The following is a 23,859-nucleotide window of genomic DNA, read 5'->3' as shown; positions in this document are numbered from 1 at the left end:
GGGCTCACAGGCGGGGTATCTGACGGCGACGCAGAAGGCCGGCCGGGGTATCCGACCGCCCGTCCGGGATCATTCCCATTCGATCGTACCGGGCGGTTTTGAGGTGATGTCATAGGTTACACGGTTGATCCCCGACACCTCGTTGATGATCCGGGTCGCCGTCTCGCCCAGAAATTCATGGGTGAAGGGGTAATAATCCGCCGTCATCCCGTCGACGGATGTGACCGCGCGCAGGGCACAGGCAAAATCATACGTCCGCCCGTCGCCCATGACGCCCACGGTACGCACCGGCAGGATCGCACAGAAGGCCTGCCAGATTTCGTCATAGAGCCCGTGTTTGCGGATCTGGTCGATATAGACCGCATCGGCCTCGCGCAGGATGTCGAGTTTTTCGCGGGTGATTTCACCGGGGCAGCGGATGGCAAGACCCGGGCCCGGAAAGGGGTGACGCGCAATGAAATGCGCCGGCAGGCCAAGCTCATGACCCAGTGCGCGCACCTCGTCTTTGAAAAGCTCGCGCAGCGGCTCCACCAGTTTCAGACCCATCTTTTCGGGCAGCCCGCCCACGTTATGGTGTGATTTGATCGTGACCGACGGTCCGCCAGAGAAGCTCACGCTCTCGATCACGTCGGGATAAAGCGTGCCCTGGGCCAGAAATTCGGCGCCCTCAATCTCATTGGCATATTTCTGGAAGACATCGATAAAGAGCCGGCCGATGATCTTGCGCTTGGTTTCGGGGTCAGACTGCCCGTCGAGCTCGCCGAGGAAAAGCTCGGTTTCATCGGCGTGAATGACCTGCAGGTTCAGGTTATCGCGGAACATTGCCACGACCTCTTCGGCCTCGTCTTTGCGCAGCAGCCCGTGATCGACAAAGACACAGGTGAGCTGATCGCCCACCGCCTCATGGATCAGCACAGCGGCCACCGAACTGTCCACGCCGCCTGATAGCGCACAGATCACCCGTTTGTCGCCGATCTGTTCACGGATCTGTTCAACCGCCTGTTCGCGGTATCCCGCCATCGTCCAGTCACCGGTGAAACCTGCAAGCCGCACAAAATTCTCGTACAGCTTTGCCCCGCGGGGGGTGTGATGTACCTCCGGATGAAACTGCACTGCATAAAAGTGACGTTCGGGATCCGCTGTAATGGCATAGGGGGCGTGCGGCGAAGTGCCGAAAACCTCGAAACCCGGTGCCAGTTCTGCCACATGATCGCCGTGGCTCATCCAGACCTGCTCGGGGCCATGTTCAAACCAGCCATCAAGCAGATCAAGCCCGCCCGCAGGTGTCACAAAAGCCCGCCCGAACTCGGCTGTGCCACCACCGCCGGAAATCTTGCCACCGACGACGCGGCCGCCCAGCTCCTGCATCATGACCTGCTGTCCGTAGCAGATCCCGAGGATCGGCACGCCGTAGTCAAAAATTCCCTCAGGGGGCCGCGGAGAGCCTTCACGCGTCACACTGTCCGGCCCGCCCGAAAAAATCACCGCCCGCGGCGCCATCTCACGCACCATATCCATGGTGACATTCTGATAGGGGTGGATCTCACAATAGACGTTCAGCTCGCGCAGACGCCGCGCGATCAGCTGCGTGACCTGGCTGCCGAAATCGATGATAAGGAGGCGGTCGTGATCAGGTGTGCTCATACCTGCTGATTAGGCGCGCGCGCTGCCGGTGACAAGCCCCGGTATGATGCGCAGCGCATGATCTGGCGTTTCCACCGGCCCGCAGACGCCTGATGTCGCTTTTTTCCCGCCAAGGACGTAACCGGCGCGCGCCGGCCCCGGGAATTGCGATAGCACCACACAAGCATCATGAACGGGGACGGGTTATGACAGTAGCAGAGCGCAGACGGGGCAGAGGCGGCGGCGGAGCAGCCCGCCGGGCAGAACGCAGCGCTGTCTCGTTTGAGACGGCGAAATACATCGAACGCAATATCCCGAATTTCGAGGTCCTGAGCGAAGAGGCCCTTGAGGTCATCGAGACCAACGCAGAGGCCATTCTCGAAGAGATCGGCGTTAATTTCCCTGAAAACCCTGCGGCGCTTAAACGCTGGAAGGACGCCGGCGCAGATGTCGACGGCGAGCGCGTCCGCATCCCGAAGGGCCTTGCGCGCGAACTCTGCAAAACAGCACCGTCAAGCTTTACCCAGCACGCCCGCAATCCGGAACGCTCGGTCGTGGTCGGCGGTCGCAACCTCGTGCTTGCCCCGGTCTATGGCCCGCCTTTCGTGCGCGACGCCGTTGGCGGGCGGCGCTATGCCACGATGGAGGATTTCCGCAAATTCGTGAAACTTGGTTATATGTCAAAGTGGCTGCACCACTCGGGCGGCACCGTTTGCGAGCCCACCGACCTGCCGGTCAACAAGCGTCACCTTGATATGCTGATGGCGCATATGACCCTCAGCGACAAACCCTTCATGGGCTCGGTGACCGAACCCTCGCGCGCGCAGGACAGCGTGGATATGTGCGGACTGCTCTTCGGCAAGGATTTCGTGCAGGAAAACACTGTGATGACATCGCTCATCAACATCAACTCACCGATGACGTTCGACGATGTGATGATGGGCGCGCTTGAGGTCTATGCCTCCAGCAACCAGGCCTGCATCATTTCGCCCTTCATCGTCGGCGGCGCCATGGCGCCGGTTTCCGTTGCGGGCACCCTCACGCAGGTGATGGCCGAGTGCCTCGCCGGCATCGCCTACAGCCAGCTCATCCGCCCCGGTGCGCCGGTCATCATGGGCGCTTTCGTGACCTCGATTGACATGAACTCGGGCGCGCCGACCTTCGGCACTCCCGAGGCTTCACTGATCACCTATGGCGCGGGACAGCTGGCACGGCGCATGGGGCTGCCGTACCGCTCGGCGGGCTCATTCTGCGGCTCGAAACTGCCCGATGCACAGGCGGCCTATGAAACCTCCAACAGCCTCAATATGGGACTGCTCTCAGGGGTGAACTTCATGCTGCATGCCTGTGGCTGGCTGGAAGGCGGACTGGTGTCCTCTTTCGAGAAATTCGTCATGGACGCGGACCAGCTTGGTATCCTGCACCATCTGGCACGCGGTGTGGCCATCGATGAGAACGCCCAGGCGCTGGATGCCATCCGCGAGGTTGGTCCGGGCGGGCACTACCTTGGCTGCGACCACACTCAGAACAACTTCAAAGCGGCGTTCTGGAAATCGGACCTTCTTGATTACAAACCCTACGAGACCTGGGAAGACGAAGGCGGTCGCGACACCCAGACCCTTGCCTCACTGCGGGTCGAGAAATTGCTGAACGACTATCAGCAGCCTGTTCTGGATCCTGCAATCACAGAATCGCTGCAGGATTACATCGATCGCAAAAAGGCCGGCGAACCGGACAGCTTTATGTGATCTCAGGTGGTTCCGGAGGCCCGCAGCACGCGGGCCTCGCCCACCATCGCGATCAGCACATCCACATGCCGGATCAGACTGTAGCTGGTGTCATCTGACAGCCGCTGGCTGTTGAGCGTTCCTTCGAGTTCCATCAACCGGAAGAGCGCCGCCCCGTGGCGCGGCAGCACACCATATCCCAGCAGGCGCGGCAGATGCACAGAGCGCCGGTAATCCACAGCGCCGATCCGGGCTGCGCGCATGAGCAGCGGTGGCCGCCGCAGCGCATGAAGCATCGAAAGTATATCCTGCATAACTAAGTTCCCTTGCCTTGGTGAGCAGCGGCTCGTCTGAGCTCGCCGGCTGATCAGAGTTATGGCACAGTGCAGCGGGGTGTTGCGCTGACAGGCGGCGGGCAGCACGTCAGGACCAGGGAGTTGTTAAGACTTCAAAGGCACGGCCCACTGTTTCTGAATAAGGCAGCACTGTTGCGCAAACGTGGATGATGCCGGACGGTGGTTTAAATACTGTTTATTCAATAGATACAATACTATGGACATTGCCCGATGTTAACCAACGGGTAACTAAATTCTCCTTTGGGTTGTATATCTAAACATAGCACAACCTGCTTGGAAGAGGTCCGGTACGTTCGTATGAAAGAAGAGGTACACCCGAAATCAGCTGTCTGTTCGAGCAGGTCCGATGCCCTGCCTGAATGGGTCCCGTCGTCGGCTCAGATGTATCTGGCCCATACAGAAGCGGGCCTGTCGATCAGGGCTCTGGCCCGGCGCGCGGGGTGTCATGCCTCGACAGTCATGCGCCAGATCAGACGCATCGAAACGCGGCGCGATGACCCTCTTGTCGATGCGGCACTGCGCAGCCTGGGAAAGCTGCATTTCAGACCCCGTCCGGGACACAGTCACGAAACCAATGAGGAACCGTCCAGTATGAGCTTTCAGGAAAAAATATCGGCTGGCAGGGGCACACCCGATGACACGACAATAATGGCAGAAGCGCACCGCGTCCTGCGACGCCTGTGTGAAAAGGGCGCCGTCCTCGCGGTGGCTGCAGAGATGGAAAAGGCCGTGATCGTGCGCGACGGGGCAGGCGGTCAGGCCACACGAACAGGTGTTGTCGATTGCGCGGTTGCCGAAGCCATGGCGCTCAAAGGCTGGATTTCATCGCAACAATCGGGCCGGATCACGCGTTACACCATCACCGCCGCCGGGCGCACGGCACTCGAAGGCCTGATGGAAAAAATGCCCCCCGAAGGCGTGCCGGGGTTTGCCGACAGCCAGACACCGTTTGCCGATCAGCACCGCGACTGGGGCGAAAAGACCCTGCCGGACGCGGAAACAGGGCGGCCGCGCAGAATGCGCTACAATCTGGCGGAAAGCCCGCTGACGGCGCTGGCGCGGCGGCGCGACAAGGACGGAAAGAACTTTCTCGGAGATGACCTGGTGACCGCCGGCGAACGGCTGCGCGAAGACTTTGAGCTGGCGCAGATGGGACCACGCGTTGCACAGAACTGGGACAGATTTCTGACTGCGGGCGGCAAGGGGAACTTTGTGGCCGACAGCGGTGTCGCGGACGGGCCGTCCAACGCGCGCCGCCGGGTGGCGGATGCTCTGGCCGAACTTGGTCCGGGCCTGTCGGATGTGGTCCTGCGGTGCTGTTGCTATCTCGAAGGGCTGGAAACTGCAGAGAAAAAGCTCGGGTGGTCGGCGCGTTCCGGCAAGATCGTGCTGCGTATCGGTCTGATGCGCCTCAGGCGGCATTATGATGAAACCGTCGGCCCGGGCGGACCGCTCATCGGCTGAGCCCGTGCGCGACTCCGGCATCCGTGCTACCCTGACACCCAAAGAGGGGGATTGCAGATGCTGGAATTCGATGAAGACACCACCCGGTTGCTGGATCAGGTCTATGCGGGCAGCGATTTTGCCGCCCGACGGCGGGTTTCTTTTGACGCGCTGCGGGTCCGGCCCGGCGACACCGTGGTGGATATCGGATGTGGTAACGGGCTGATGCTGCCAGATCTGGCCCGCGCTGCCGGGACAGAGGGTCAGGTGATCGGTGTCGACCCCAGCGATCAGATGCGCGCCTCGGCACAGAGCCGCTGCGCGGGGTTACCCGGTGTGATCCTGAAGTCCGGTACGGCGGCGGATCTGCCGGTTGAAGATACCACGGCCGACCGCGCTCTGTCTGTTCAGGTCTTTGAATATATCGCCGATATCCCGCCCTGTCTGGCGGAGGTTGCGCGGGTGCTGCGCCCCGGCGGACGGCTGGTCATCGCAGATATGCACTTCGGGACCTTTTGCTGGCATTCTGACGACCCTGACAGGATGGCCGCCATGATGGCATCCTGGGAACAGCATGCAGCCCACCTGGACGCTCCGGCACTGCTACCCGGCATGATGGTGCAGGCGGGCTTTGAGGTGGAAGAGGTCCGTACCATCACCCTGTGCGATCATCTGCTGCGGCCCGACGGTCTTGCCCGCGCGATGATCTCGCTCATGGCGGCCTATGCGAAAAAGGAAAAACACCTCAGCGAGGCGGACGTAGATGCCTGGGCCGAAGAGCAGACGCATCTCGCGCGCGCGGGCCGGTTTTTCTTCTCGCTCACGCATTACGTGACCGTCGCCCGACGCATCTGAGCGGGCCCGGGATGCAAAGCTGCCATGCGCCCTGCGACAGCCCGGGCGGTTGTACCCGCCGCCAAAGGCAGTACATATAGGTCAGTATTCAATCCGGAGCGACAGCCATGGCCCCGCGCGATCTGAAAATTCCCGAGCAACGCCACCCTGAAAAGGCGCGGCGCCCCGACAACCCGCAGCCGAAAAAGCCCGACTGGATCCGGGTGAAGGCGCCGGGCGGCAAGGGCTATACCGAGACCGCGAAAATCATGCGCGAAAACCGCCTGGTGACGGTCTGCGAAGAGGCGGGCTGCCCGAACGTCGGTGAATGCTGGAGCCAGGGCCACGCTACGATGATGATCATGGGCGAGGTCTGTACCCGTGCCTGCACCTTCTGCAACATCGCCACCGGCAAGCCGCCCGAGGCGCTCGATGCCTTCGAGCCCGGACGCGTGGCCCATGCGGTGGAAAAGCTCGGGCTGAACCATGTGGTCATCACCTCGGTAGACCGTGATGACGTCGAAGACGGTGGCGCCGATCACTTTGCCCAGACGATCCGCGCGATCCGGCATCGCAGCCCCGGCACGACAATCGAGATTCTGACACCCGATTTCATCCGCTGCGACCCGTCCGTGCTGGAGCTGGTGGTCGAGGCGCGCCCGGATGTTTTCAATCACAACCTCGAAACGGTGCCCGGTCTCTACCCCGAAGTCCGGCCCGGCGCGCGCTATTTCCACTCACTGAGGCTTCTGCAGCGCGTGAAGGAACTGGACCCGTCGATGTTCACCAAATCGGGCATAATGGTCGGTCTGGGAGAAGACCGCCAGGCTGTCATTCAGGTGATGGAAGACATGCGCGCCGCGGACATCGATTTTCTGACCATCGGCCAGTATCTGCAGCCCACGCCGAAACATCACAGAGTTGATCGTTTCGTGCATCCGGACGAATTCGCAGCCTATGAAAAAGCGGCCTACGGCAAAGGGTTTCTGATGGTCTCGGCGACGCCGCTGACGCGCTCAAGCTATCACGCCGGCGATGATTTTGCCCGCCTGCGCGCGGCGCGTAACAAAAAGCTCGGGCTGGCATAGGCGCTCAGCGCACTGTTTCGATCCGCAGGAGATAGGCTGCAAGCGCTGCGCGGTCGCTGTCGGGCAGCAGGGCGAGGTTTTCCACGACCACAGCCATATCACCCCCGGCGCTGTCATAGTCCGGCGTGAGCCCGGTGGTGAAATAGGCCACAAGATCCGCCTCTGACCAGTCAAGCACGCCCGGCGTGATATTGGGAATTTTGCCTTTACCTGTGGGCGAGGGCGCCCCCGCCAGCCATCGGTCACGGTCCGGGACCCCGAGCGCGTTGCGGGGCGTGTGGCATTCTGAGCAATGCCCCAGCGCTTCGGCCAGATACCGGCCACGCATCTCTTCGGGGCTGAGATCCCCCTGAAGATGAAAATCCTCACGTTGTCCGAGGAGCTTCCAGACCCCGAGGGTACGGCGCACTGACACCGGGAAGGGCAGGTCATGTGGTTTGCTTTGTTCCATACTGGCCGGGAGGTGCTGCATATAGGCGTAGAGATCCGCGACATCCCCTGGTGTCATCTGCGCGTAGGCGGTATAGGGAAAGGCGGGATAGTAATGCCGGCCTTCGGGTGAAACGCCTTCTCGCAGGGCATGCGCGAATTCCGCCTGGTTCCAGCCGCCGATGCCCGCCTCTGGGTCCAGCGTGATATTGGGCGCGAAGAATGTGCCGAACTGCGTTTCAAAAGCCCTGCCCCCTGCCAGTACAGGTTGCTCTGTCCCGGGCGCGCCCGGTGTAACATGGCAGGAGGCGCATCCTGCGGCGGCAAACACCAGCGCGCCTGCCTCCGCATCACCCTGAGCCAGTTCCGGGCCGTCGGGCAAAGGGGCGGGGCGGGTGATCCACCAGAGTGCCGCCGCCCCGACAAGACCTGCAAAGACTATCGCCCTGAAGAATGCGCCCGCCATCCTGCGGCCTAGTTGCGCGGGCCGCGATAGGCTTTGTGACAGGCGCTGCAGGACTCGCCGGCAGCTTTCATAGCGGCCTGCACGGCGGCAAGATCCGTCCCGGCAGCGGCGACAAGCGCATCTGCTGCCGCTTCGAGATCTTCCGACGATTTCTCAAAGCCGGCCGCATCGCTCCAGATTTCGGCTTTGGCGCGCGTCTCAGGCACCTCACCCTGCACAGACCCTTCCGGCCAGAGCAGAGACCGGTTCAGCCGCGCCACATCCGAAAGGGTGGTGGCCGCCGCGGTGGCAGTCGCTGCATCATAATCTGCTTCGCCCTTGGCCATCGCGCCGAGAATACCGAGGTTATAGCTGATCAGCGTCATCTGCGCCTGACGCGCTTCGATGGCCGCAGTCAGGGCCTTATCCGCATGTCCGTCGCCCGTGGCCGTACCAGCCAGTGCGGCGAGTGCCAGAGCGGAACTGAGAGGGAGTAGCAAAAGTTTTTTCATGACTATCCGTCCTTTGATCAGAAAGTGACTGCCGCAGTATTTAGTGCTCTGCGACAATTTGACGAAGCTTTGCTCGCTAAAGACGGATTTTCTGCGTTGTCATTGCCTCCGGCCACCAGCCGGCACGTTCTGCTGCCACGATCAGCAGACCGACTCCGACCACTGCCAGTATCAGATATACCCGTGCGCGCGATGGCGGGCGGCGCAGCCAGACCGACATCCGGACAAGCCAGCGCAGGTTCATGAGTGACGCCGCTCAGGCATCAGTAAAGCGCACAGATCCGATAAAGGGCAGATTCCTGTTTCGCTGTGCAAAATCGATCCCGTATCCGACGACAAATTCATCCGGTATCTCAAAGCCCGTCCAGCTTGCTTTAAAATCAACCTCGCGCCGGCTCGGTTTGTCGAGCAGTGCGATGGATTTCAGCCGCGCAGGCTGGCGGCTTTTCAGCAGCCCTGTGACGTGATTAAGCGTGTGCCCGGTGTCGACGATGTCTTCAACCACCAGCACATCGCGCCCTTCAATTGCGCCCCGTAAGTCTTTGAGAATACGGACTTCCCGACTGCTTTCCATTCCGTCGCCATAGCTGGAAGCTTCGAGAAAATCGACCTCGATCGGCAGGTCAAGTTCCCGCACCAGATCGGCGATAAAAACGAAACTGCCGCGCAGCAGACCAACCACCACCAGCTTGTCAGTGCCCTGAAATTCTTCCTGAATTTCCCGGCAGAGTTCTTCGATACGCGCTGCGATGGCCTTGGCGGAGATCATCTCGTCTATGACATATGGACGCGCGGACATCGACAGACCTTGAATTCAGGGACAGACTTGAGACATGGATGGCTAACCAACCTCGCGTGACAAATCAATGCCAACCCATTCTGAAACCCGAAAACTCCCCTATACCGCACAACAGATGTATGACCTGGTGGCCGATGTCGGCAGCTATCCGGAGTTTCTGCCATGGTGCTCGGCGGCGCGGGTGCGCTCGGTCACGCAGCAGGGCGACCGGGAGATCATGGAGGCCGATCTGGTGATCAGCTTCAAGGTTTTCCGCGAGCGTTTCACCAGCCGCGTTGAACTGATGCCCAGGGACAAAAAAATCGACACCGAATATCTCGACGGGCCGTTCCGGTACATGAAATCAAACTGGGCGTTCGAAGATACCGAAGGGGGCTGCAACGTATCGTTCTTTGTGGATTTTGCCTTTCGCAACATGATCCTGCAAAGGCTGATCGGCGTGGTATTCAACGAGGCAATGCACCGGATCGTGCGCGCCTTTGAGGCCCGCGCCGCAGACCTGCACGGCCGGAGTTAGCGCAGGGCGTCCAGCAGCAGGCGCAGCGCGTGATCGCGGGTCGCAGCGCGTACTTTGTCCCGGCCCTGAGCGCCGAATTCGATGGTTTCCGTGAAAGTATGATCCGGCTTTGCGAGCCCGAAACAGACGCGGCCTTCGGGCTTGTGTTCTGAACCGCCGGGACCCGCGATGCCTGTCACTGAAACCGCCAGGGCGACCTTTGCGTGCTTCAATGCGCCTGTCGCCATCTCGCGCGCCACCTCTTCGGATACCGCGCCATGAACTTTGAGCGTGTCGGCCCGCACGCCGAGCATCTCCCGCTTTGCGCCATTGGTATAGGTCACAAAACCACGGTCAAAGACTGCCGATGATCCCGGAATATCGGTGAGAGCCGCTGCGATCATACCGCCGGTGCAGCTCTCCGCGGTGGCGATCATCACGCCCGCCGCCCGGGCCCGGTCGAGAATATCCTGCGCGAGGCTCACCTCAGAGCACCCCGTGATAGAGACCCGCCAGCGCCAGCACGCCCAGAGCGGCAAAGATACCGGCAATCACATCATCGAGCATCACCCCGAGCGCGTCACCACGCCGGTCGGCCCATCCGACAGGCCCTGGTTTCCAGATGTCAAAGAGTCGGAAAAACGCAAAGGCCGCGATCCAGCCCGGCCACATCACCAGCATGCTGATGCCCATGGACCAGGCAGCATAGGAGAGCGGCAGCAATGCGATCCACTGGCCAACCAGCTCGTCGATAACGATTTCTGACGGGTCATGATCGTCGCCGTCACGGGTCATGACCGAGGTGGCCCACCAGCCCTTGGCGAAGGCCACGAGAACCCCGATCAGCAACAGGGGGAAGCCGCCCAGAACATGCACCAGCCAGGCCCAGGGCAGCGCCACAAGCGAGCCCCAGGTGCCCGGGGCTGGGCGGATGTATCCGACCCCCAGAACCGTCGCGATGAGCTTCGCCAGGCCGCTCATGCCTTCACCAGCGCGGCTGTCGCGATACAGGCGATGCCCTCGCCGCGCCCGGTGAACCCAAGCCGCTCTGACGTTGTGGCCTTGACCGATACGCGCGTCAGATCCAGCCCCGTAAGCGCCGCCATATTTTCGCGCATCGCGTTCGCATGCGGGCCGATCTTTGGCAACTCGCAGATCAGAGTGCAGTCTATATTCGAAATCTCAAAGCCTCCGCTGCGGGCCAGATCAACAGCGTGGCGCAGGAAAATCTCACTCGGCGCTCCTTTCCACTGCGGATCAGAGGGGGGGAAGTGCTGTCCGATGTCGCCGCACGCCAGCGCCCCGTAAATCGCATCGGTCACGGTGTGCATCGCCACATCCGCATCCGAATGGCCGACCAGCCCGTGATCATGCGGGATCGCAACCCCGCAGAGCGTGACATGCTCGCCGGGCCCGAAGGCGTGTACGTCAAATCCGTTACCCAGCCTGATGTCCATCACGTGCCTCCAGTATGCGTCCGGCCCGCGCAAAATCGGCGGGATGGGTGATTTTGAGATTGTCTTCGTCACCGGCAGTGATCTGCACCCGGTGCCCTGCGCGCAGCATGAGCGCCACGTCATCATCGGCCCCTTCCGGATGCGCACGGTGCGCAGCAAGGATGAGATCGAGACGGAACCCCTGGGGTGTCTGTGCCCGGTAAAGCCCGGTGCGGTCCGCAAGGCCGGTGACGTCACCGCCTTTGCCGCCTGTCCAGAGCGCATCAACCACCGGCAGGGCCGGGGCCGCAGCCACATCATGCTCGAGCGCCGCCAGAACACCATCGATCACGGCACGCGAAACACAGGGACGTGCGCCATCGTGGATCAACACGCGGTCGCACCGGCCCTCAAGCGCCTCAAGACCCGCCAGCACTGACTGACTGCGGGTGGTGCCGCCGGATACAATCAGCGCGGACGGCATACCGGCGGCCTGCGGGCTGTCAGTCATATCGGGATGCAGGACCAGAACGGCGGTCTCAATTGCCGGATGCGCGGCAAAAGCCTGCAGCGCATGATGTACAGAAGTGGCCCCCGCAAGCGGTCGCCACTGTTTCTGCACCCCGCCGCCGGCCCGTGTGCCAAGCCCTGCGGCAACGATGACCACTCCGACGCTCATGCCAACTCCCTGTCTTCACTCAGGAATGTCTATGGCTTTGCAGAGACGGTGGCAATCACCCGGGCTCAACGCCTAAAAAACAGGCAATCATGCGCGGGAAGGGGCCTGCAATCCCCTGCAATATTGAGCAAAACCAACGATATTGATAGGGATACGGATGCTGCACAAGGATTAAGCACGCGATGGCTCTTGCCCCGCCTTTCAAAATGACACCTCCGGTTCTGCTGGCACCCATGGCCGGAATCACCGACCTGCCGTTCCGCAATCTGGTTGCGTCTTTCGGTGCGGGCCTCGTTGTCTCCGAGATGGTGGCGAGCCATGACATGCTCAACGCACGCCCCGGCAGCCGCGAAAAAGCCGAGCTTGGCCTTGGCACGACCGGCACAGCCGTGCAGCTTGCAGGCCGGGAAGCCGCCCCGATGGCCGAAGCCGCCCGGATGGTCGAGGGGCAGGGTGCCACCGTCATCGACATCAACATGGGCTGTCCCGCGAAAAAGGTGACCCAGGGCTATTCCGGTTCGGCGCTGATGCGTACGCCGGATCATGCGCTGACGCTCATCGATGCTGTTGTGCGCGCGGTTAATATTCCTGTCACGCTGAAAACACGGCTCGGCTGGGACGAGGGCATGCTGAACGCACCTCAGATCGCGCAACGGGCACAGGAGGCGGGCATTACCATGATCACCATCCATGGCCGCACCCGATGTCAATTTTATAAGGGCCGCGCCGACTGGGTCGCCATCCGGCAGGTAAAAGACGCAGTCTCGATCCCGGTCATTGCCAACGGCGATATCGTCGATGCGGCATCGGCGGCTGAGGCGCTGACGCTGTCGGGCGCAGATGGTGTGATGGCCGGACGCGGCGTGCGCGGGCGACCCTGGCTGCTGGCAGAGATCGCACACAGGCTTTATGGCACGCCGCCCCCCCGGATCCCGTCGGGCAGTGAGTTTGCGCAGATGGTCGGTGCCCACTACAGCGCCATCATCGCGTTTTACGGAGAGACACTTGGCGTTCGGGTCGCGCGCAAACATCTCGGCTGGTACATGGATACCGCCGGCACCCCGCAGGATCTGCGCCGCGCGGTGCTGACCGCAGATGACAGCAGGTCTGTACTGCGCCTGATCGCCATGGCCTGTGATGCCTGCCCGGAGGTCGCGGCATGAACAGTGACCAGTCGATCTGGGCCAGCCTGCCGGTGCCCACGCTGATCATCGGGCCGGACGACCGGATTGTCGATATTAACTCCGCAGCAGAGGGTTTTCTGAACCTCTCGGCCAAAACGGTGCGCGGCACGCCCGTCTGGGACCAGATCGCGGTCAATGACCCGCTCGAGAATGCCTTTGAGCGGGCGCGCGAGGCGGGCACACCCCTGTTTGTGAACGACGTGGATGTGGGCGGCGGGTCGCGCGCGCCGATGCAGTCAAATCTGCAGGTCGCCCCGCTGGCCAATCATCCCGGCCATATGATCCTGATGATCTCGCCGCGCGAACTGGCCGGCCGGATGACGCAGAACCATTCGGTGAAGGCTGCCGCCAAATCCGCCATCGGCATGGCTGAGATGCTGGCCCATGAGATCAAAAACCCGCTGGCAGGTATAACCGGGGCTGCACAACTGCTCAGCATGAACCTCGGCGCCGAAGATCTTGAGCTGACGGATCTGATCGTGGAGGAAAGCCGCCGCATCGTAAAACTGCTGAGCCAGGTCGAGCAGTTCGGCAATCTCTCCGCACCCGATTTCCGCCCGGTAAACATTCACGATGTGCTGGACCGCGCACGCCGCTCGGCACTGCTCGGGTTTGGTGCACATATGAAGATCATCGAGGATTATGACCCCTCCCTGCCGATGGCCTTCGGCGATCCGGATCAGCTGCTTCAGGTGGTACTCAACCTGCTGAAAAATGCCTCCGAGGCATCGGGAGGGGCGCGGGGTACAATCCGGCTGCGCAGCTATTTCGAGCACTCTTTCCGGCTGCGACGCTCGGACGGGTCCGGCCAGTCGCTGCCTTTGCAGATCGAGATTATCGATGATGGACCCGGTTTGCCGGAGAACATCAAAGGCGACGTTTTCGATCCCTTTGTCTCGGGCCGTGAAAACGGCACCGGCCTCGGCCTCGCCCTCGTCAGCAAGATCATTTCCGATCACGGCGGCTGGATTTCCGTAACTTCGGTGCCCGGGCACACTGTTTTTCGCATTTCACTGGCGCGCGCACCCAAAGAGGACGCGCCGGACATTTCTCAGGAGGTTTAAGACATGGATGGCACAGTACTGGTTGCCGATGACGACCGCACGATCCGCACGGTTCTGACCCAGGCGCTGACCCGCGCGGGCTGCAAAGTGCATGCCACGTCAAGCCTCACGACGCTGATGCGCTGGGTGGGCGAGGGCAAAGGCGATGTGGTGATCTCGGACGTGATGATGCCTGACGGCAACGGGCTGGAGATGCTGCCCAAAATATCCGCCGACCGGCCCGGGTTGCCGGTTATCGTCATCTCGGCACAGAACACGATTATGACGGCCATTCAGGCCGCTGAGGCCGAGGCCTATGACTACCTGCCCAAGCCGTTCGATCTGCCCGATCTGATGAAGCGCACCGCGCGCGCGCTCGAAAGCCGCGCGCACAGCCGGCGCGCGCCACACCCTTCTGATGACAAACCCGACGATCTGCCGCTGGTCGGGCGCACCGCGGTCATGCAGTCGCTCTACCGGATCATCGCCCGGGTGATGAACACTGATCTGCCGGTCCTGATCTGGGGCGAATCCGGGACCGGAAAATCGCTGATCGCGCGCGCGATCCACGACTTCTCCGACCGGCGGAACCTGCCCTTTGTGCCCGCCAACGGCACCGATCTGGAAGAGCTCGAAGGCCCTGTGAGGCTTCTTGCGCGCGTCAAGGGCGGCACGCTCCTTATCGATGAGATAAGCGATCTGAGCGACGAGCTGCAGGCGCGTCTGGTGCGGATGATGGACACGCCCGGCGATTATTCGCCGCGCTTTCTGGCCACCAGCCAGTCCGACCTGAATACCGCGATGGAAAAAGGTAAGATGCGCAAGGATCTCTATTACCGTCTGACCGGCGCCACTCTGACGGTGCCGGCGCTGCGCGAGCGCGTCGACGATATCCCGCTGCTGGCCGAGCACTTTCTGGGCCGCGCCGAAGCGGCAGGTTCATCACCGCGCACGTTGTCCGCTGAGGCCGCCACGATTTTCCGCAACTATTCCTGGCCCGGCAACGTCCGCCAGCTTGAAAATGCCATCCGCCGGCTCGGGCTGACCAGCCGCGCGGCTGAGATCACAGCCACAGAAGTCGAGCAGGTGCTGGGCGCGCAGCCTGATCTGGAACCGATGCGTGCGGCGGGGAACACCGAAAAGCTGGGGGCGTCGGTGGAGAGGCACCTGCGCCGGTATTTCGATCTGCACGGCAATATGCTGCCGCCGGCAGGGCTCTATGCGCGGATTCTCAGGGAGGTCGAGGCCCCCCTGATCGAAATCGCTCTGGAAGCCACCGGCGGAAATCAGGCAAAATGTGCGGATTTACTTGGGATTAACCGGAACACGCTCAGGAAAAAGATCACTGACCTCGATATTGAGGTGACACGACGCCGTAAATTGATGTAAAACCGCAACACAAACCGTGGCGCAGGAGGGACACCCCTCGTGAAGACCACATAATAGAGCGGTTGGCGCGCAAAGCGCCACATCATAGGTGAGGATATCGGGTGGCGTCCCGTGTGGAAAAGTCACTGCGGCTGAGGCTGGGGCGTTTGCGCCGCATCAGACGTGTGCGCAACGCAGCCACGCTGGGTCTTGTGGTCCTGGGGCCGGTCCTTGCCCTTGCCACCTATCTCATTCTGGGCCCGCTCGGCGAGGCCAGCACAACGCTCAGCCTGCGTCTCATCCTGCTTGCCGATCTTGTCTACATTCTCGTGGTGGCGGCGCTGGTGCTGGCGCAGGTCGCCAGGCTGATCGCGGCACGCCGGGCCAAATCAGCGGGCTCGCGGCTGCACCTGCGCCTGACGGTGGTTTTCGCGCTGCTGGCACTGCTGCCCACTGTGACCGTCGCAATCTTTGCGGGGCTGACGGTAAATGTGGGCCTTGAGGGCTGGTTTTCCGACCGTGTGCGCGGCGTGGTCGGAACATCACTGGCAGCAGCCCAGGCCTATGAGGCCGAGCAGCGTGAGGACCTTGCCGAAGACGCCCTTGTGCTTGCGCGCAGCATCGACGAGGCCCGCCGCGCAGGCGTGTTCATCTCCGACAGTGAACTTCTGAGCGATGGCCAGCGCCAGATCCAGCGCGGCCTCAGAGAGGCCTATCTCATCGACGGCACCCGCGATATCCGGGCCCGCGGCGACCGTTCCTATCTCTTCGACTACGAGGAGCCGACGCCTGAGCACATCACAGAAGCGCAGGAAACCGAAGTCGTGGTCATAGAAGACTGGCCCAACAACGAGTTCCGCGCGCTGGTAAAGCTGAGCGCCTTCATCGACCGCTATCTCTACATCAGCCGGGATGTGGACGGAGATATTCTGGCCCTGCTGGATGAAACTCAGGAAACCGTGCGGCTCTACCAGCAACTGGAAAGCGAGCGCGGAAGGCTGCTCTTTGAGTTTGGCCTTTTGTATCTGGCCTTTGCCCTCATTCTGATTCTTGCCGCGATCTGGCTGGGCCTGTGGTTTGCTGAGCGGCTTTCGGGGCCCGTGGGCCGGCTCACAGGCGCAGCACAGCAGGTGGGTGCGGGTGATCTGGATGTGCAGGTCCGCGAGGAATCCGGTGATGATGAGATCGCCATGCTCAGCCGGTATTTCAACCAGATGACCAAACAGCTGAAAGTCCAGCGCGAGACCCTGATCGACAACACCGAACAGATTGAACGCCGGCGCAGGCTCTTTGATTCCGTGCTGAGTTCTGTCACCTCCGGTGTGGTCGGGCTCGACCCGGAAGGTCAGATTACCTTTGTGAACCGTTCCGCCGAACGGCTGCTGGACTGGCAGGAGGACAACGAGGCAGTGGCCATCACGGTCGCGGTGCCGGAGTTCGGCCCTCTGTTCAGTTCAATCCGCAATTCTCCCGGCGAAGTGGCTCAGGCCGAGGTTCGCGTCAGTCGTCAGGGCCGGCAGGAAAACCTTCTGGTGCGTATGGCCACGCGGCGCTCAGAAGAAGGCCGGCTGGAAGGTTATGTGATCGCCTTTGACGATGTGACCGATCTGGTGAGCGCACAGCGTATGGCCGCCTGGGGCGACGTGGCACGCCGCATCGCGCATGAAATTAAAAACCCGCTGACGCCCATTCAGCTCTCCGCCGAACGCATCAGACGCAAGTTTTCCGACCGGGTGGGCGAGGACAGCGACGCACTGGAGCAGATGACCGGCGTGATCATCCGACAGACCGGCGATCTGCGTCGGATTGTCGATGAATTCTCCAAATTTGCCCGGATGCCGGAACCGGAACGCAAACCCCTGGATCTCAGCCAGCTGGTGGGGGATGCGGTTCTGCTGCAGCAGACCGGCCAGCCTGATGTCACGATCAGAGCTGATCTGCCTGTGGACACAATAGAGGCAGAGCTGGATGGCACCATGATCTCTCAGGCGCTGACAAATCTGATTAAGAACGCAGGTGAAGCCATTGAAAGCCTGAAAGAAGACGGCGTTCCCGAAGGCTTTTCTCCGGAAATCCGTATCCACATGACCCGCGACGGTGACCGCGCCGAAATCCGCATCGCAGACAACGGTATCGGATTGCCGGAGGACCGCGCACGGCTCTTTGAGCCTTATGTGACGACCCGCAGCGAGGGCACCGGTCTCGGCCTGCCCATCGTGAAAAAGATTATCGAAGAGCACGGCGGAACGCTGGTGCTCGACGACGCGCCTGTTTTCGACGGGCAGACCCGTTACGGCGCCATGGCAGTGGTGACACTGCCGTGCATTGAAACCGCCGTGCAAAGCAAACCTCCGCAGGAAGGACTTCTGGCCCATGAGTGATATTCTGATCGTTGATGATGAACGCGATATCCGCGAACTGATCTCGGATATTCTGAAAGACGAGGGCTATGCGACGCGCCTCGCCGGCAACTCCGATGATGCGATGGCCTCGATCAACAGCGAGGCGCCTGCGCTGATCATTCTGGATATCTGGCTGAAAGACAGCAGGATGGACGGCATTGATATCCTCAAAACCGTCCGGCGCGACAACCCCGATGTGCCGGTCGTGATCATCTCCGGCCATGGTAACATCGAAATCGCTGTCGCCGCGATCAAACAGGGCGCTTACGATTTCATCGAAAAGCCCTTCAACATCGACCAGCTTCTGGTGGTGATCCGCCGGGCCATGGAGACATCCCGCCTGCGCCGCGAAAACCAGAGCCTGCGCCGCCGCGATGTCACCCAGTCCGATATGATCGGGACGTCGGCTGCATTCCGGACGCTGACGGGGCAGCTCGACAAGGTCACCAAAAGCAACGGTCGCGTGATGCTCACCGGTCCCGCAGGCAGCGGCAAGGAAGTCGCCGCGCGCTACATCCATGCCAATTCCAACCGCGCGTCAGCGCCTTTCGTGACCGTCAACTGCGCCGGCGTGGCGCCTGAGCGAATGGAAGAAGTGCTCTTTGGCCGCGAGACGCCCGAACGCGGCGTTGAGCCCGGCCTTCTCGAAGAAGCGCACGGAGGGATCATCTATTTCGACGAAGTTGCTGATATGCCCGTCGGCACGCAGTCCAAGATCCTGCGCGTTCTGGTCGATCAGCAGTTTCAGCGCGTCGGTGGCAACGACAAGGTGCGCGTGGATCTGCGGGTCATTTCCTCAACGAACCGCGATCTTCAGGAAGCGATCACCGCCGGCACCTTCCGCGAAGAACTCTACCACAGGCTCAATGTCGTGCCGATTGAGGTGCCGTCCCTCGAAGAACGCCGCGAGGATATCCCCGAGCTTGCACGGCATTTCATCACCGAGATGAACGCGTCCCAGGGCCTGCCTCTGCGCGAGCTTACCGATGACGCGGTGGCATTGCTGCAGACCATGATCTGGCCCGGCAACGTGCGCCAGCTCAAAAACCTGGTCGAGCGTGTGCTGATCCTCGGTGACGGCAACGGTCAGATTGAAGCCAAAGAGCTGCCCGGCGAAGAAAGCGGGGATGACAGCGAAAGCCGGGTCGTGCTTTCAGGCGCGCTGGCCACACTGGCGCTGCGCGAGGCACGCGAGGCGTTTGAGCGCGAATACCTGCTGACGCAGATCAACCGCTTTGGTGGCAATATTTCCCGCACGGCGAGCTTTGTCGGCATGGAGCGCTCGGCACTGCACCGCAAGCTGAAATCGCTGGGTGTCGTGACATCGGCCCGCTCCGGAGCACGCGTGGCCCATGTGGATGAGGAAGTGGATCCGGTCGAATAAGGCGACCTGGTCAGGAGGTGATATCCGCCAGCACATCGACGCCCTGCATTTTCAGAAAGTGAAGGATGTCGATGAAGACCCAGTTTTCCGAAAGCTTGTCCCCCGACCGCCGGTAAACATCGACGACCCGCATATCGGCAGGCTGATCGGTGGCCGGCAACCCCATGAAACCGCCGCCATTGGTAAGCGTCAGATTGGGCCAGCCGAAAAAAGCGCCATAATTGCCCTCGGCCATCCGGCAGAGGTGCCCGTTATAGACCCGGTCGGTGATGCCGCGCCGGAACGGGCCCTGATGCTGCACGATATACCGGTCGATGGTCGCGGTCGCCCCGATCCCGGCCGGCCCCCACCAGATCATGTCGTCGTTCCAGTCCCGCGCGAGTTCTTCCTGTGGCGTAGGCGGCTTTGCTGCGGCATTCGCGTGGTTGATGCTGCCGATCATCGCGTTTATCCGCGCCAGCGTGATGGCCGAGGCCGCAGGATCAGCAGGTGCAAAGAGCAGCCCGTCATGGGTCCGCGGTCCGGGCTGCACGAGGTGTGCGCCGGTCTGCTCGTGTGTGAGCGGGGAAAGCCCCGCCTGCATCATCAGGTGAATGAGATCGACAAACAGCGCCGACCGTATTATTTTACCGTCCTCGACCTGATTGAATTCCGCATAGCGCAGCATGGCGATTTTGCCATGCGGCGGGATTCCCAGAAACGGCGCATCAAAAAGACCCATCAGGTGCCCCATCGAACAGGTCCAGCGCCCCTGAAAGCCGTCGATCTCGTTCAGACCGGCAAAGAAGATATCCTCGCGCCGCTGCACACCGGTGAAAGAGGTAAGGAAAGGTTCCCAGAACGTCTGCGCGATCGCGTCCGGCCCGGTCTGTTCGTGAAAGGGGTGCATCCCGTACCAGTGACAGTCAGGGGCCAGCCGCTCCGACAGGATCTGACGCACGTTCTGCGCTGTGGCGCCGTCGAGTACGTCGTAATGCGCCCGCACGAGCCGTCGGGCAGGTTCAAAATCAGGGGAGATGTCGGGAATCGCTGAAGCCATGCGCCATGAGTAGGAAGCCGCGCGCTGAGCTTCCAGCACAAAAGCGACAAAATCAGCGGGTTGTCACGATCTGCCAGGTTCTGTCATCGTTACGGATCACACAGCTTTTCTCATCAAGCGGCGGCAGCACGGTTGTCACGCCCTGTGGTGCCCGCGCTTTCACCGCCCCGCTGCAGGCGGGCAGCTCTACCGGGCGGTAGCCGCGATCGGCCATGCACTGTGTTGTGACACGCCCCCGCAGCCCTGCGTTGGCATCCACGGTATAAACCTCGCCCGGGATATAATACCCGGCGTCACGGTAACAGCGCCCGTCGGGCCTGCAGTAATGCCGCCCGGGAATATAGCGCGGTGGCTCCCGGCGGATCTGCGTAGAGACAGGCACCGACTGCGAGGAGGCGACCTGACAGTTCAGCAGATCCGACTGCATGCGGGACACTTCGACACCCGGCTGGTGATAGATCGAAAACGGCGTACAGGCCTGGATCAGAACGAGCGCCGCAGTGAGGACAAACAGTGGTTTTACCATATACATGCCCCTATACTGCACCGAACGACCCGCCCGGACAATTGAATTGACCGTATCTGACCCTTCTGCCATTCAGAAGGTCCGGTGAGGCCCTGAAGGACGCACGGAATGAAGGTTATTATCTGCGGTGCAGGCCAGGTGGGCTGGCAGATCGCGCGCCATCTGTCGGGCGAGCGCAATGACGTGACCGTGGTCGATAACAACCCCGATCTGGTGCGCCGAGCCACGGATTCGCTGGATGTTCAGGGTATTGCAGGTTTCGCGAGTTACCCGGACGTGCTTGACCGGGCAGGGGCCGGCGATGCGGAGATGATCATCGCCGCGACGCATTCGGACGAGGTCAATATGGTGACCTGCCAGGTGGCGCATTCGGTTTTTGGCATCAACCGCAAGATCGCGCGTCTGCGCAGCCAGTCCTATCTCGATGCGATCTATTCAGACCTCTATCGTCGTGATCACATGCCCATCGATGTGGTGATCAGCCCAGAGCGCGAAGTGGCGGCAGCTGCCCTGCAGCGGCTGTCGGCACCGGCGGCTTTTGACACCGAAGTCTTTATGGATGGCAAGGCGCACCTGCTGGGCATCAGCCTTGAGGAAAGCTGCCCGGTGCTCAACACACCGCTGCGCCAGCTCACCGATCTTTTCTCGACACTGCGCGCGGTGGTCGTCGGTGTCCGGCGCGAGGGAACGCTGTTCGCGCCCGAGCCCAAAGATCAGCTTTTTGCCGGCGACGACTGCTATGTCTTTGCGCATGTGGATGACATCCCGCGCACCATGGAGATTTTTGGCAAAAAACAGTCAAAACAGGAGCGCGTGGTCCTCGTAGGCGGCGGCAATGTCGGTCTCGCCGTGGCCCAGGCGCTTGAATCGCGCACAGCACGCGTTCGCACCAAAGTGATCGAAAAAAACCGGATCTGTGCCGAACGCGCCGCCGAAGCGCTGGAACGCACGATCGTGCTCAATGGCGATGGTCTGGATGCGGCCCTGCTGGCAGAGGCCGGCATCACGCGGGCCGACGCGATGCTTGCGATTACCGATGACGACAAGACGAATATGCTCGCCTGCGTGCGCGCCAAAGCCGAAGGCTGCGGCTATGTGATTGCACTGATCAACGATCCGACCCTGGTGCCGTTGATGGGGCCGTTGGGGATCGATGCCTATATCAACCCGCGCGCCACCACGGTCAGCTCAATCCTGCGCCACATCCGGCACGGACGGGTGCGCGCGGTTTATTCCATCGGCGATGCCGAGGCCGAGGTGATTGAGGCCGAAGTGCTCTCAACCTCACCCCTGGCCGGGCGACGCATTTCGGAGATTGATTTTCCCGAAGGCGTGCTGGTGGGTGCGCTGCGCAAAGGAGACGAGATTATCCGGCCCATGGGCAGCACGCGGATTGACGAAGGCGACGTTATCGCGCTCTTTGCACTGACCGGGGACGTGCCCGAGGTGGAGCGGCTGATGCAGGTCTCCATCGATTTCTTCTGAACGATGGCACGCGCCCCTCACCACAGAGCCCGGCGTTCCGCTCTGGCGCATCTCATTGATCTGCCGCTGTTTCTGCTGATCTTCGGCGTTGCCTCTGTGTCGATGTTCGTACCCGCTCTGCAGGGCGGTGCGATCCGCGAGCTTGATACCGCGCGCGCCTTTTTTTACTGCGGACTACTGGGTCTGGTAACCTTTGGTCTTATCGCAACCGCCCATGCCGGCCGGCTGCCGCGCCATGGTGCGCTCGGCACGCTGATGTCGCTCTTCTCGACCTTTGTTTTTCTGCCGGTGTTTCTCGCCATCCCCTTTCACGAAGGGCTCGGCAACACCCGGTTTTTCAACGCTTATGCCGAGATGATCAGTGCGATCACCACCACGGGAGCCAGCTTTTTTGACGAACCGGAGCGGCTGAATGACACGCTGCACCTGTGGCGCGCGCAGGTCGGATGGATGGGCGGCATCACGATGTGGATCGCCGCCTCGGCTATTCTGGCACCGCTGAACCTCGGTGGCTTTGAGGTTACGGCTCAGGCGGAACCGGGACAGCGCGAAAGCCTCTCCAGCCTTGTGGGCCGCACCGATCCGCGCAGCCGGCTTTTGCGTGTTGTGGGAACACTGGTGCCCATCTATGTCGGTCTGACCGTGCTGTTGTGGGTCCTGCTTTATGTCAGCGGCGACCGGCCGCTTGTGGCGCTGACCCATGCGATGTCGGTCATGGCCACGTCGGGTATTTCCCCCGTCGGGGGCGTTGCCAGTAACGGATCGGGATTTACCGGCGAAGTGCTGATGCTGCTCTTTATGCTTTTTGCGCTGTCGCGACTGACGTTCTCCTCTGACACGGTCACCGCCACCCAGGGCGGTCTGCGCACCGATCCCGAATTCCGCGTGGGTCTTATGATTATGGTGGGGGTGCCGGTTGTTCTGTTCCTGCGGCACTGGCTGGGTGCGCTTGATGTCTCGGCGGGGGACGATCCGGGAGAGGCAGTGCGCGCCTTCTGGGGCTCCATGTTCACGGTGCTGTCATTTCTGACCACAACCGGATTTACCAGTGCCGGCTGGAACGAAGCGCAGTCATGGTCCGGTCTCAACACACCGGGGCTGATTCTGATGGGGCTGGCCCTGATCGGCGGCGGCGTTGCGACCACCGCAGGCGGCGTCAAACTGTTGCGGGTCTTTGCGCTCTATCTCAACGGACGGCGCGAACTCGAACGCCTTGTACACCCCTCATCGGTCAGCCGCGCCGGCAGCGAGGGCCGCCGCATTCAGCGCAACGGCGCTTTCATCGCATGGATCTTCTTTATGCTCTTTGCGCTGACCCTTGCGGTTGTGACCATGCTGCTGGCCTTTCTCGGTGTGGCATTTGAGGATGCGCTGGTGCTTGCGGTTGCCGGTCTTTCGACGACGGGCCCGCTGACCCAGTTTGCCGCCGAAGACCCTATCAGACTGGCAGAATTGAGTGCTTCTGCGAAATCCGTATTCTGTGCCGCGATGGTGCTCGGGCGGCTCGAAACGCTTGCCATTATTGCGCTTTTGACGCCGGATCTGTGGCGCGGCTGATACA

The 23,859-nt window shown here is 61.5% G+C and carries 24 protein-coding genes; 12 read left to right on the top strand and 12 right to left on the bottom strand.

Features of this window, described 5'->3' with window-relative positions:
- Positions 1–69 precede the first annotated feature (69 nt).
- The gene (guaA, locus tag G3256_RS09260) at positions 70–1,644 is read right to left on the bottom strand and encodes a glutamine-hydrolyzing GMP synthase (RefSeq protein ID WP_169640546.1); all 1,575 of its coding nucleotides are present in this window, start codon (positions 1,642–1,644) and stop codon (positions 70–72) included.
- A gap of 185 nt (positions 1,645–1,829) precedes the next feature.
- On the opposite strand from guaA, the gene G3256_RS09255 reads away from it, so the two are divergent.
- Entirely contained in the window at positions 1,830–3,371 is a 1,542-nt protein-coding gene (locus G3256_RS09255; RefSeq protein WP_169640545.1) for a trimethylamine methyltransferase family protein, read from the top strand.
- Positions 3,372–3,373: 2 nt separating this feature from the next.
- Here the strand turns inward: G3256_RS09255 and G3256_RS09250 are convergent, their stop codons facing one another.
- Positions 3,374–3,664 carry a DUF6477 family protein gene (locus G3256_RS09250; protein WP_169640544.1) on the bottom strand — a complete coding sequence of 97 codons (291 nt, stop codon included), beginning with the start codon at positions 3,662–3,664 and terminating at the stop codon, positions 3,374–3,376.
- A gap of 339 nt (positions 3,665–4,003) precedes the next feature.
- Between G3256_RS09250 and G3256_RS09245 the strand changes: the two genes are divergently transcribed.
- The 3 genes from G3256_RS09245 to lipA all read left to right on the top strand — a co-directional run bounded on the left by G3256_RS09245 (position 4,004) and on the right by lipA (position 7,071).
- Positions 4,004–5,170, top strand: coding sequence for a DUF6456 domain-containing protein (locus tag G3256_RS09245; protein ID WP_169640543.1), 1,167 nt, complete (start codon positions 4,004–4,006; stop codon positions 5,168–5,170).
- 57 nt (positions 5,171–5,227) lie between these two features.
- On the top strand, positions 5,228–6,004 hold the full coding sequence (locus G3256_RS09240) for a methyltransferase domain-containing protein (protein ID WP_169640542.1): 777 nt from the start codon (positions 5,228–5,230) through the stop codon (positions 6,002–6,004).
- A gap of 107 nt (positions 6,005–6,111) precedes the next feature.
- Complete coding sequence (lipA, locus tag G3256_RS09235) at positions 6,112–7,071, top strand: lipoyl synthase (protein WP_169640541.1); 960 nt, start codon at positions 6,112–6,114, stop codon at positions 7,069–7,071.
- 4 nt (positions 7,072–7,075) lie between these two features.
- On the opposite strand, the gene G3256_RS09230 is transcribed toward lipA, so the two are convergent.
- From G3256_RS09230 to hpt, 4 genes are all read right to left on the bottom strand, one after another.
- On the bottom strand, positions 7,076–7,966 hold the full coding sequence (locus G3256_RS09230; RefSeq protein ID WP_169640540.1) for a cytochrome c: 891 nt from the start codon (positions 7,964–7,966) through the stop codon (positions 7,076–7,078).
- 8 nt (positions 7,967–7,974) lie between these two features.
- Entirely contained in the window at positions 7,975–8,457 is a 483-nt protein-coding gene (locus G3256_RS09225) for a c-type cytochrome (RefSeq protein WP_169640539.1), read from the bottom strand.
- A 76-nt stretch (positions 8,458–8,533) separates the two neighbouring features.
- A complete protein-coding gene (locus G3256_RS09220) occupies positions 8,534–8,701 on the bottom strand; it encodes a hypothetical protein (RefSeq protein WP_169640538.1) in 168 nt (55 codons plus the stop codon).
- Between the two features lie 12 nt (positions 8,702–8,713).
- Positions 8,714–9,256, bottom strand: a complete 543-nt coding sequence (gene hpt / locus G3256_RS09215; RefSeq protein WP_169640537.1) for a hypoxanthine phosphoribosyltransferase — start codon at positions 9,254–9,256, stop codon at positions 8,714–8,716.
- Positions 9,257–9,323: 67 nt separating this feature from the next.
- Between hpt and G3256_RS09210 the strand changes: the two genes are divergently transcribed.
- Positions 9,324–9,773 carry a type II toxin-antitoxin system RatA family toxin gene (locus G3256_RS09210; RefSeq protein ID WP_169640536.1) on the top strand — a complete coding sequence of 150 codons (450 nt, stop codon included), beginning with the start codon at positions 9,324–9,326 and terminating at the stop codon, positions 9,771–9,773.
- Here the strand turns inward: G3256_RS09210 and G3256_RS09205 are convergent.
- Genes G3256_RS09205 through ispD form a run of 4 tightly spaced genes read right to left on the bottom strand, consistent with a single transcriptional unit; the run spans position 9,770 to position 11,867 of the window.
- Positions 9,770–10,237: a CinA family protein gene (locus G3256_RS09205; RefSeq protein ID WP_169640535.1), complete on the bottom strand. Its 468-nt coding sequence runs from the start codon at positions 10,235–10,237 to the stop codon at positions 9,770–9,772. The genes G3256_RS09210 and G3256_RS09205 overlap by 4 nt on opposite strands.
- A 1-nt stretch (position 10,238) precedes the next feature.
- Entirely contained in the window at positions 10,239–10,733 is a 495-nt protein-coding gene (locus G3256_RS09200) for a phosphatidylglycerophosphatase A family protein (protein ID WP_169640534.1), read from the bottom strand.
- Positions 10,730–11,209: a 2-C-methyl-D-erythritol 2,4-cyclodiphosphate synthase gene (gene ispF, locus G3256_RS09195; protein ID WP_169640533.1), complete on the bottom strand. Its 480-nt coding sequence runs from the start codon at positions 11,207–11,209 to the stop codon at positions 10,730–10,732. The genes G3256_RS09200 and ispF overlap by 4 nt, the downstream gene beginning before the upstream one ends.
- Positions 11,190–11,867 (bottom strand): 2-C-methyl-D-erythritol 4-phosphate cytidylyltransferase, encoded by a 678-nt coding sequence (gene ispD, locus G3256_RS09190; RefSeq protein ID WP_169640532.1) that lies wholly within the window; start codon positions 11,865–11,867, stop codon positions 11,190–11,192. The genes ispF and ispD overlap by 20 nt, the downstream gene beginning before the upstream one ends.
- 182 nt (positions 11,868–12,049) lie before the next feature.
- Here ispD and dusB point away from each other — a divergent pair, with 182 nt between their 5' ends.
- The 5 genes from dusB (at position 12,050) to ntrX (ending at position 19,248) form a co-directional block, all read left to right on the top strand.
- Positions 12,050–13,030 (top strand): tRNA dihydrouridine synthase DusB, encoded by a 981-nt coding sequence (dusB, locus tag G3256_RS09185; RefSeq protein WP_169640531.1) that lies wholly within the window; start codon positions 12,050–12,052, stop codon positions 13,028–13,030.
- The gene (locus G3256_RS09180) at positions 13,027–14,115 is read left to right on the top strand and encodes a two-component system sensor histidine kinase NtrB (RefSeq protein WP_169640530.1); all 1,089 of its coding nucleotides are present in this window, start codon (positions 13,027–13,029) and stop codon (positions 14,113–14,115) included. The genes dusB and G3256_RS09180 overlap by 4 nt, the downstream gene beginning before the upstream one ends.
- A gap of 3 nt (positions 14,116–14,118) precedes the next feature.
- Positions 14,119–15,483 (top strand): response regulator, encoded by a 1,365-nt coding sequence (locus G3256_RS09175; protein WP_169640529.1) that lies wholly within the window; start codon positions 14,119–14,121, stop codon positions 15,481–15,483.
- A 131-nt stretch (positions 15,484–15,614) separates the two neighbouring features.
- Positions 15,615–17,843 (top strand): sensor histidine kinase NtrY-like, encoded by a 2,229-nt coding sequence (locus tag G3256_RS09170; RefSeq protein ID WP_169642387.1) that lies wholly within the window; start codon positions 15,615–15,617, stop codon positions 17,841–17,843.
- On the top strand, positions 17,836–19,248 hold the full coding sequence (ntrX, locus tag G3256_RS09165) for a nitrogen assimilation response regulator NtrX (protein WP_169640528.1): 1,413 nt from the start codon (positions 17,836–17,838) through the stop codon (positions 19,246–19,248). Before G3256_RS09170 ends, ntrX begins: the two co-directional genes overlap by 8 nt.
- A gap of 10 nt (positions 19,249–19,258) precedes the next feature.
- On the opposite strand, the gene G3256_RS09160 is transcribed toward ntrX, so the two are convergent.
- Both G3256_RS09160 and G3256_RS09155 read right to left on the bottom strand, forming a co-directional pair.
- Complete coding sequence (locus tag G3256_RS09160) at positions 19,259–20,287, bottom strand: ester cyclase (RefSeq protein ID WP_206040808.1); 1,029 nt, start codon at positions 20,285–20,287, stop codon at positions 19,259–19,261.
- Positions 20,288–20,339: 52 nt separating this feature from the next.
- Positions 20,340–20,813, bottom strand: coding sequence for a hypothetical protein (locus tag G3256_RS09155; RefSeq protein WP_169640527.1), 474 nt, complete (start codon positions 20,811–20,813; stop codon positions 20,340–20,342).
- Positions 20,814–20,921: 108 nt separating this feature from the next.
- On the opposite strand from G3256_RS09155, the gene trkA reads away from it, so the two are divergent.
- A complete protein-coding gene (gene trkA / locus G3256_RS09150; RefSeq protein ID WP_169640526.1) occupies positions 20,922–22,298 on the top strand; it encodes a Trk system potassium transporter TrkA in 1,377 nt (458 codons plus the stop codon).
- 3 nt (positions 22,299–22,301) lie between these two features.
- Positions 22,302–23,855, top strand: coding sequence for a TrkH family potassium uptake protein (locus tag G3256_RS09145; protein WP_169640525.1), 1,554 nt, complete (start codon positions 22,302–22,304; stop codon positions 23,853–23,855).
- Positions 23,856–23,859: the final 4 nt, after the last annotated feature.

Origin of the sequence: Roseobacter ponti, from assembly GCF_012932215.1 — a bacterium.
Taxonomy (GTDB): domain Bacteria; phylum Pseudomonadota; class Alphaproteobacteria; order Rhodobacterales; family Rhodobacteraceae; genus Roseobacter; species Roseobacter ponti.
The sequence above is the reverse complement of the archived record's forward strand: the minus strand, read 5'-3'. Positions and strand labels throughout refer to the sequence as shown.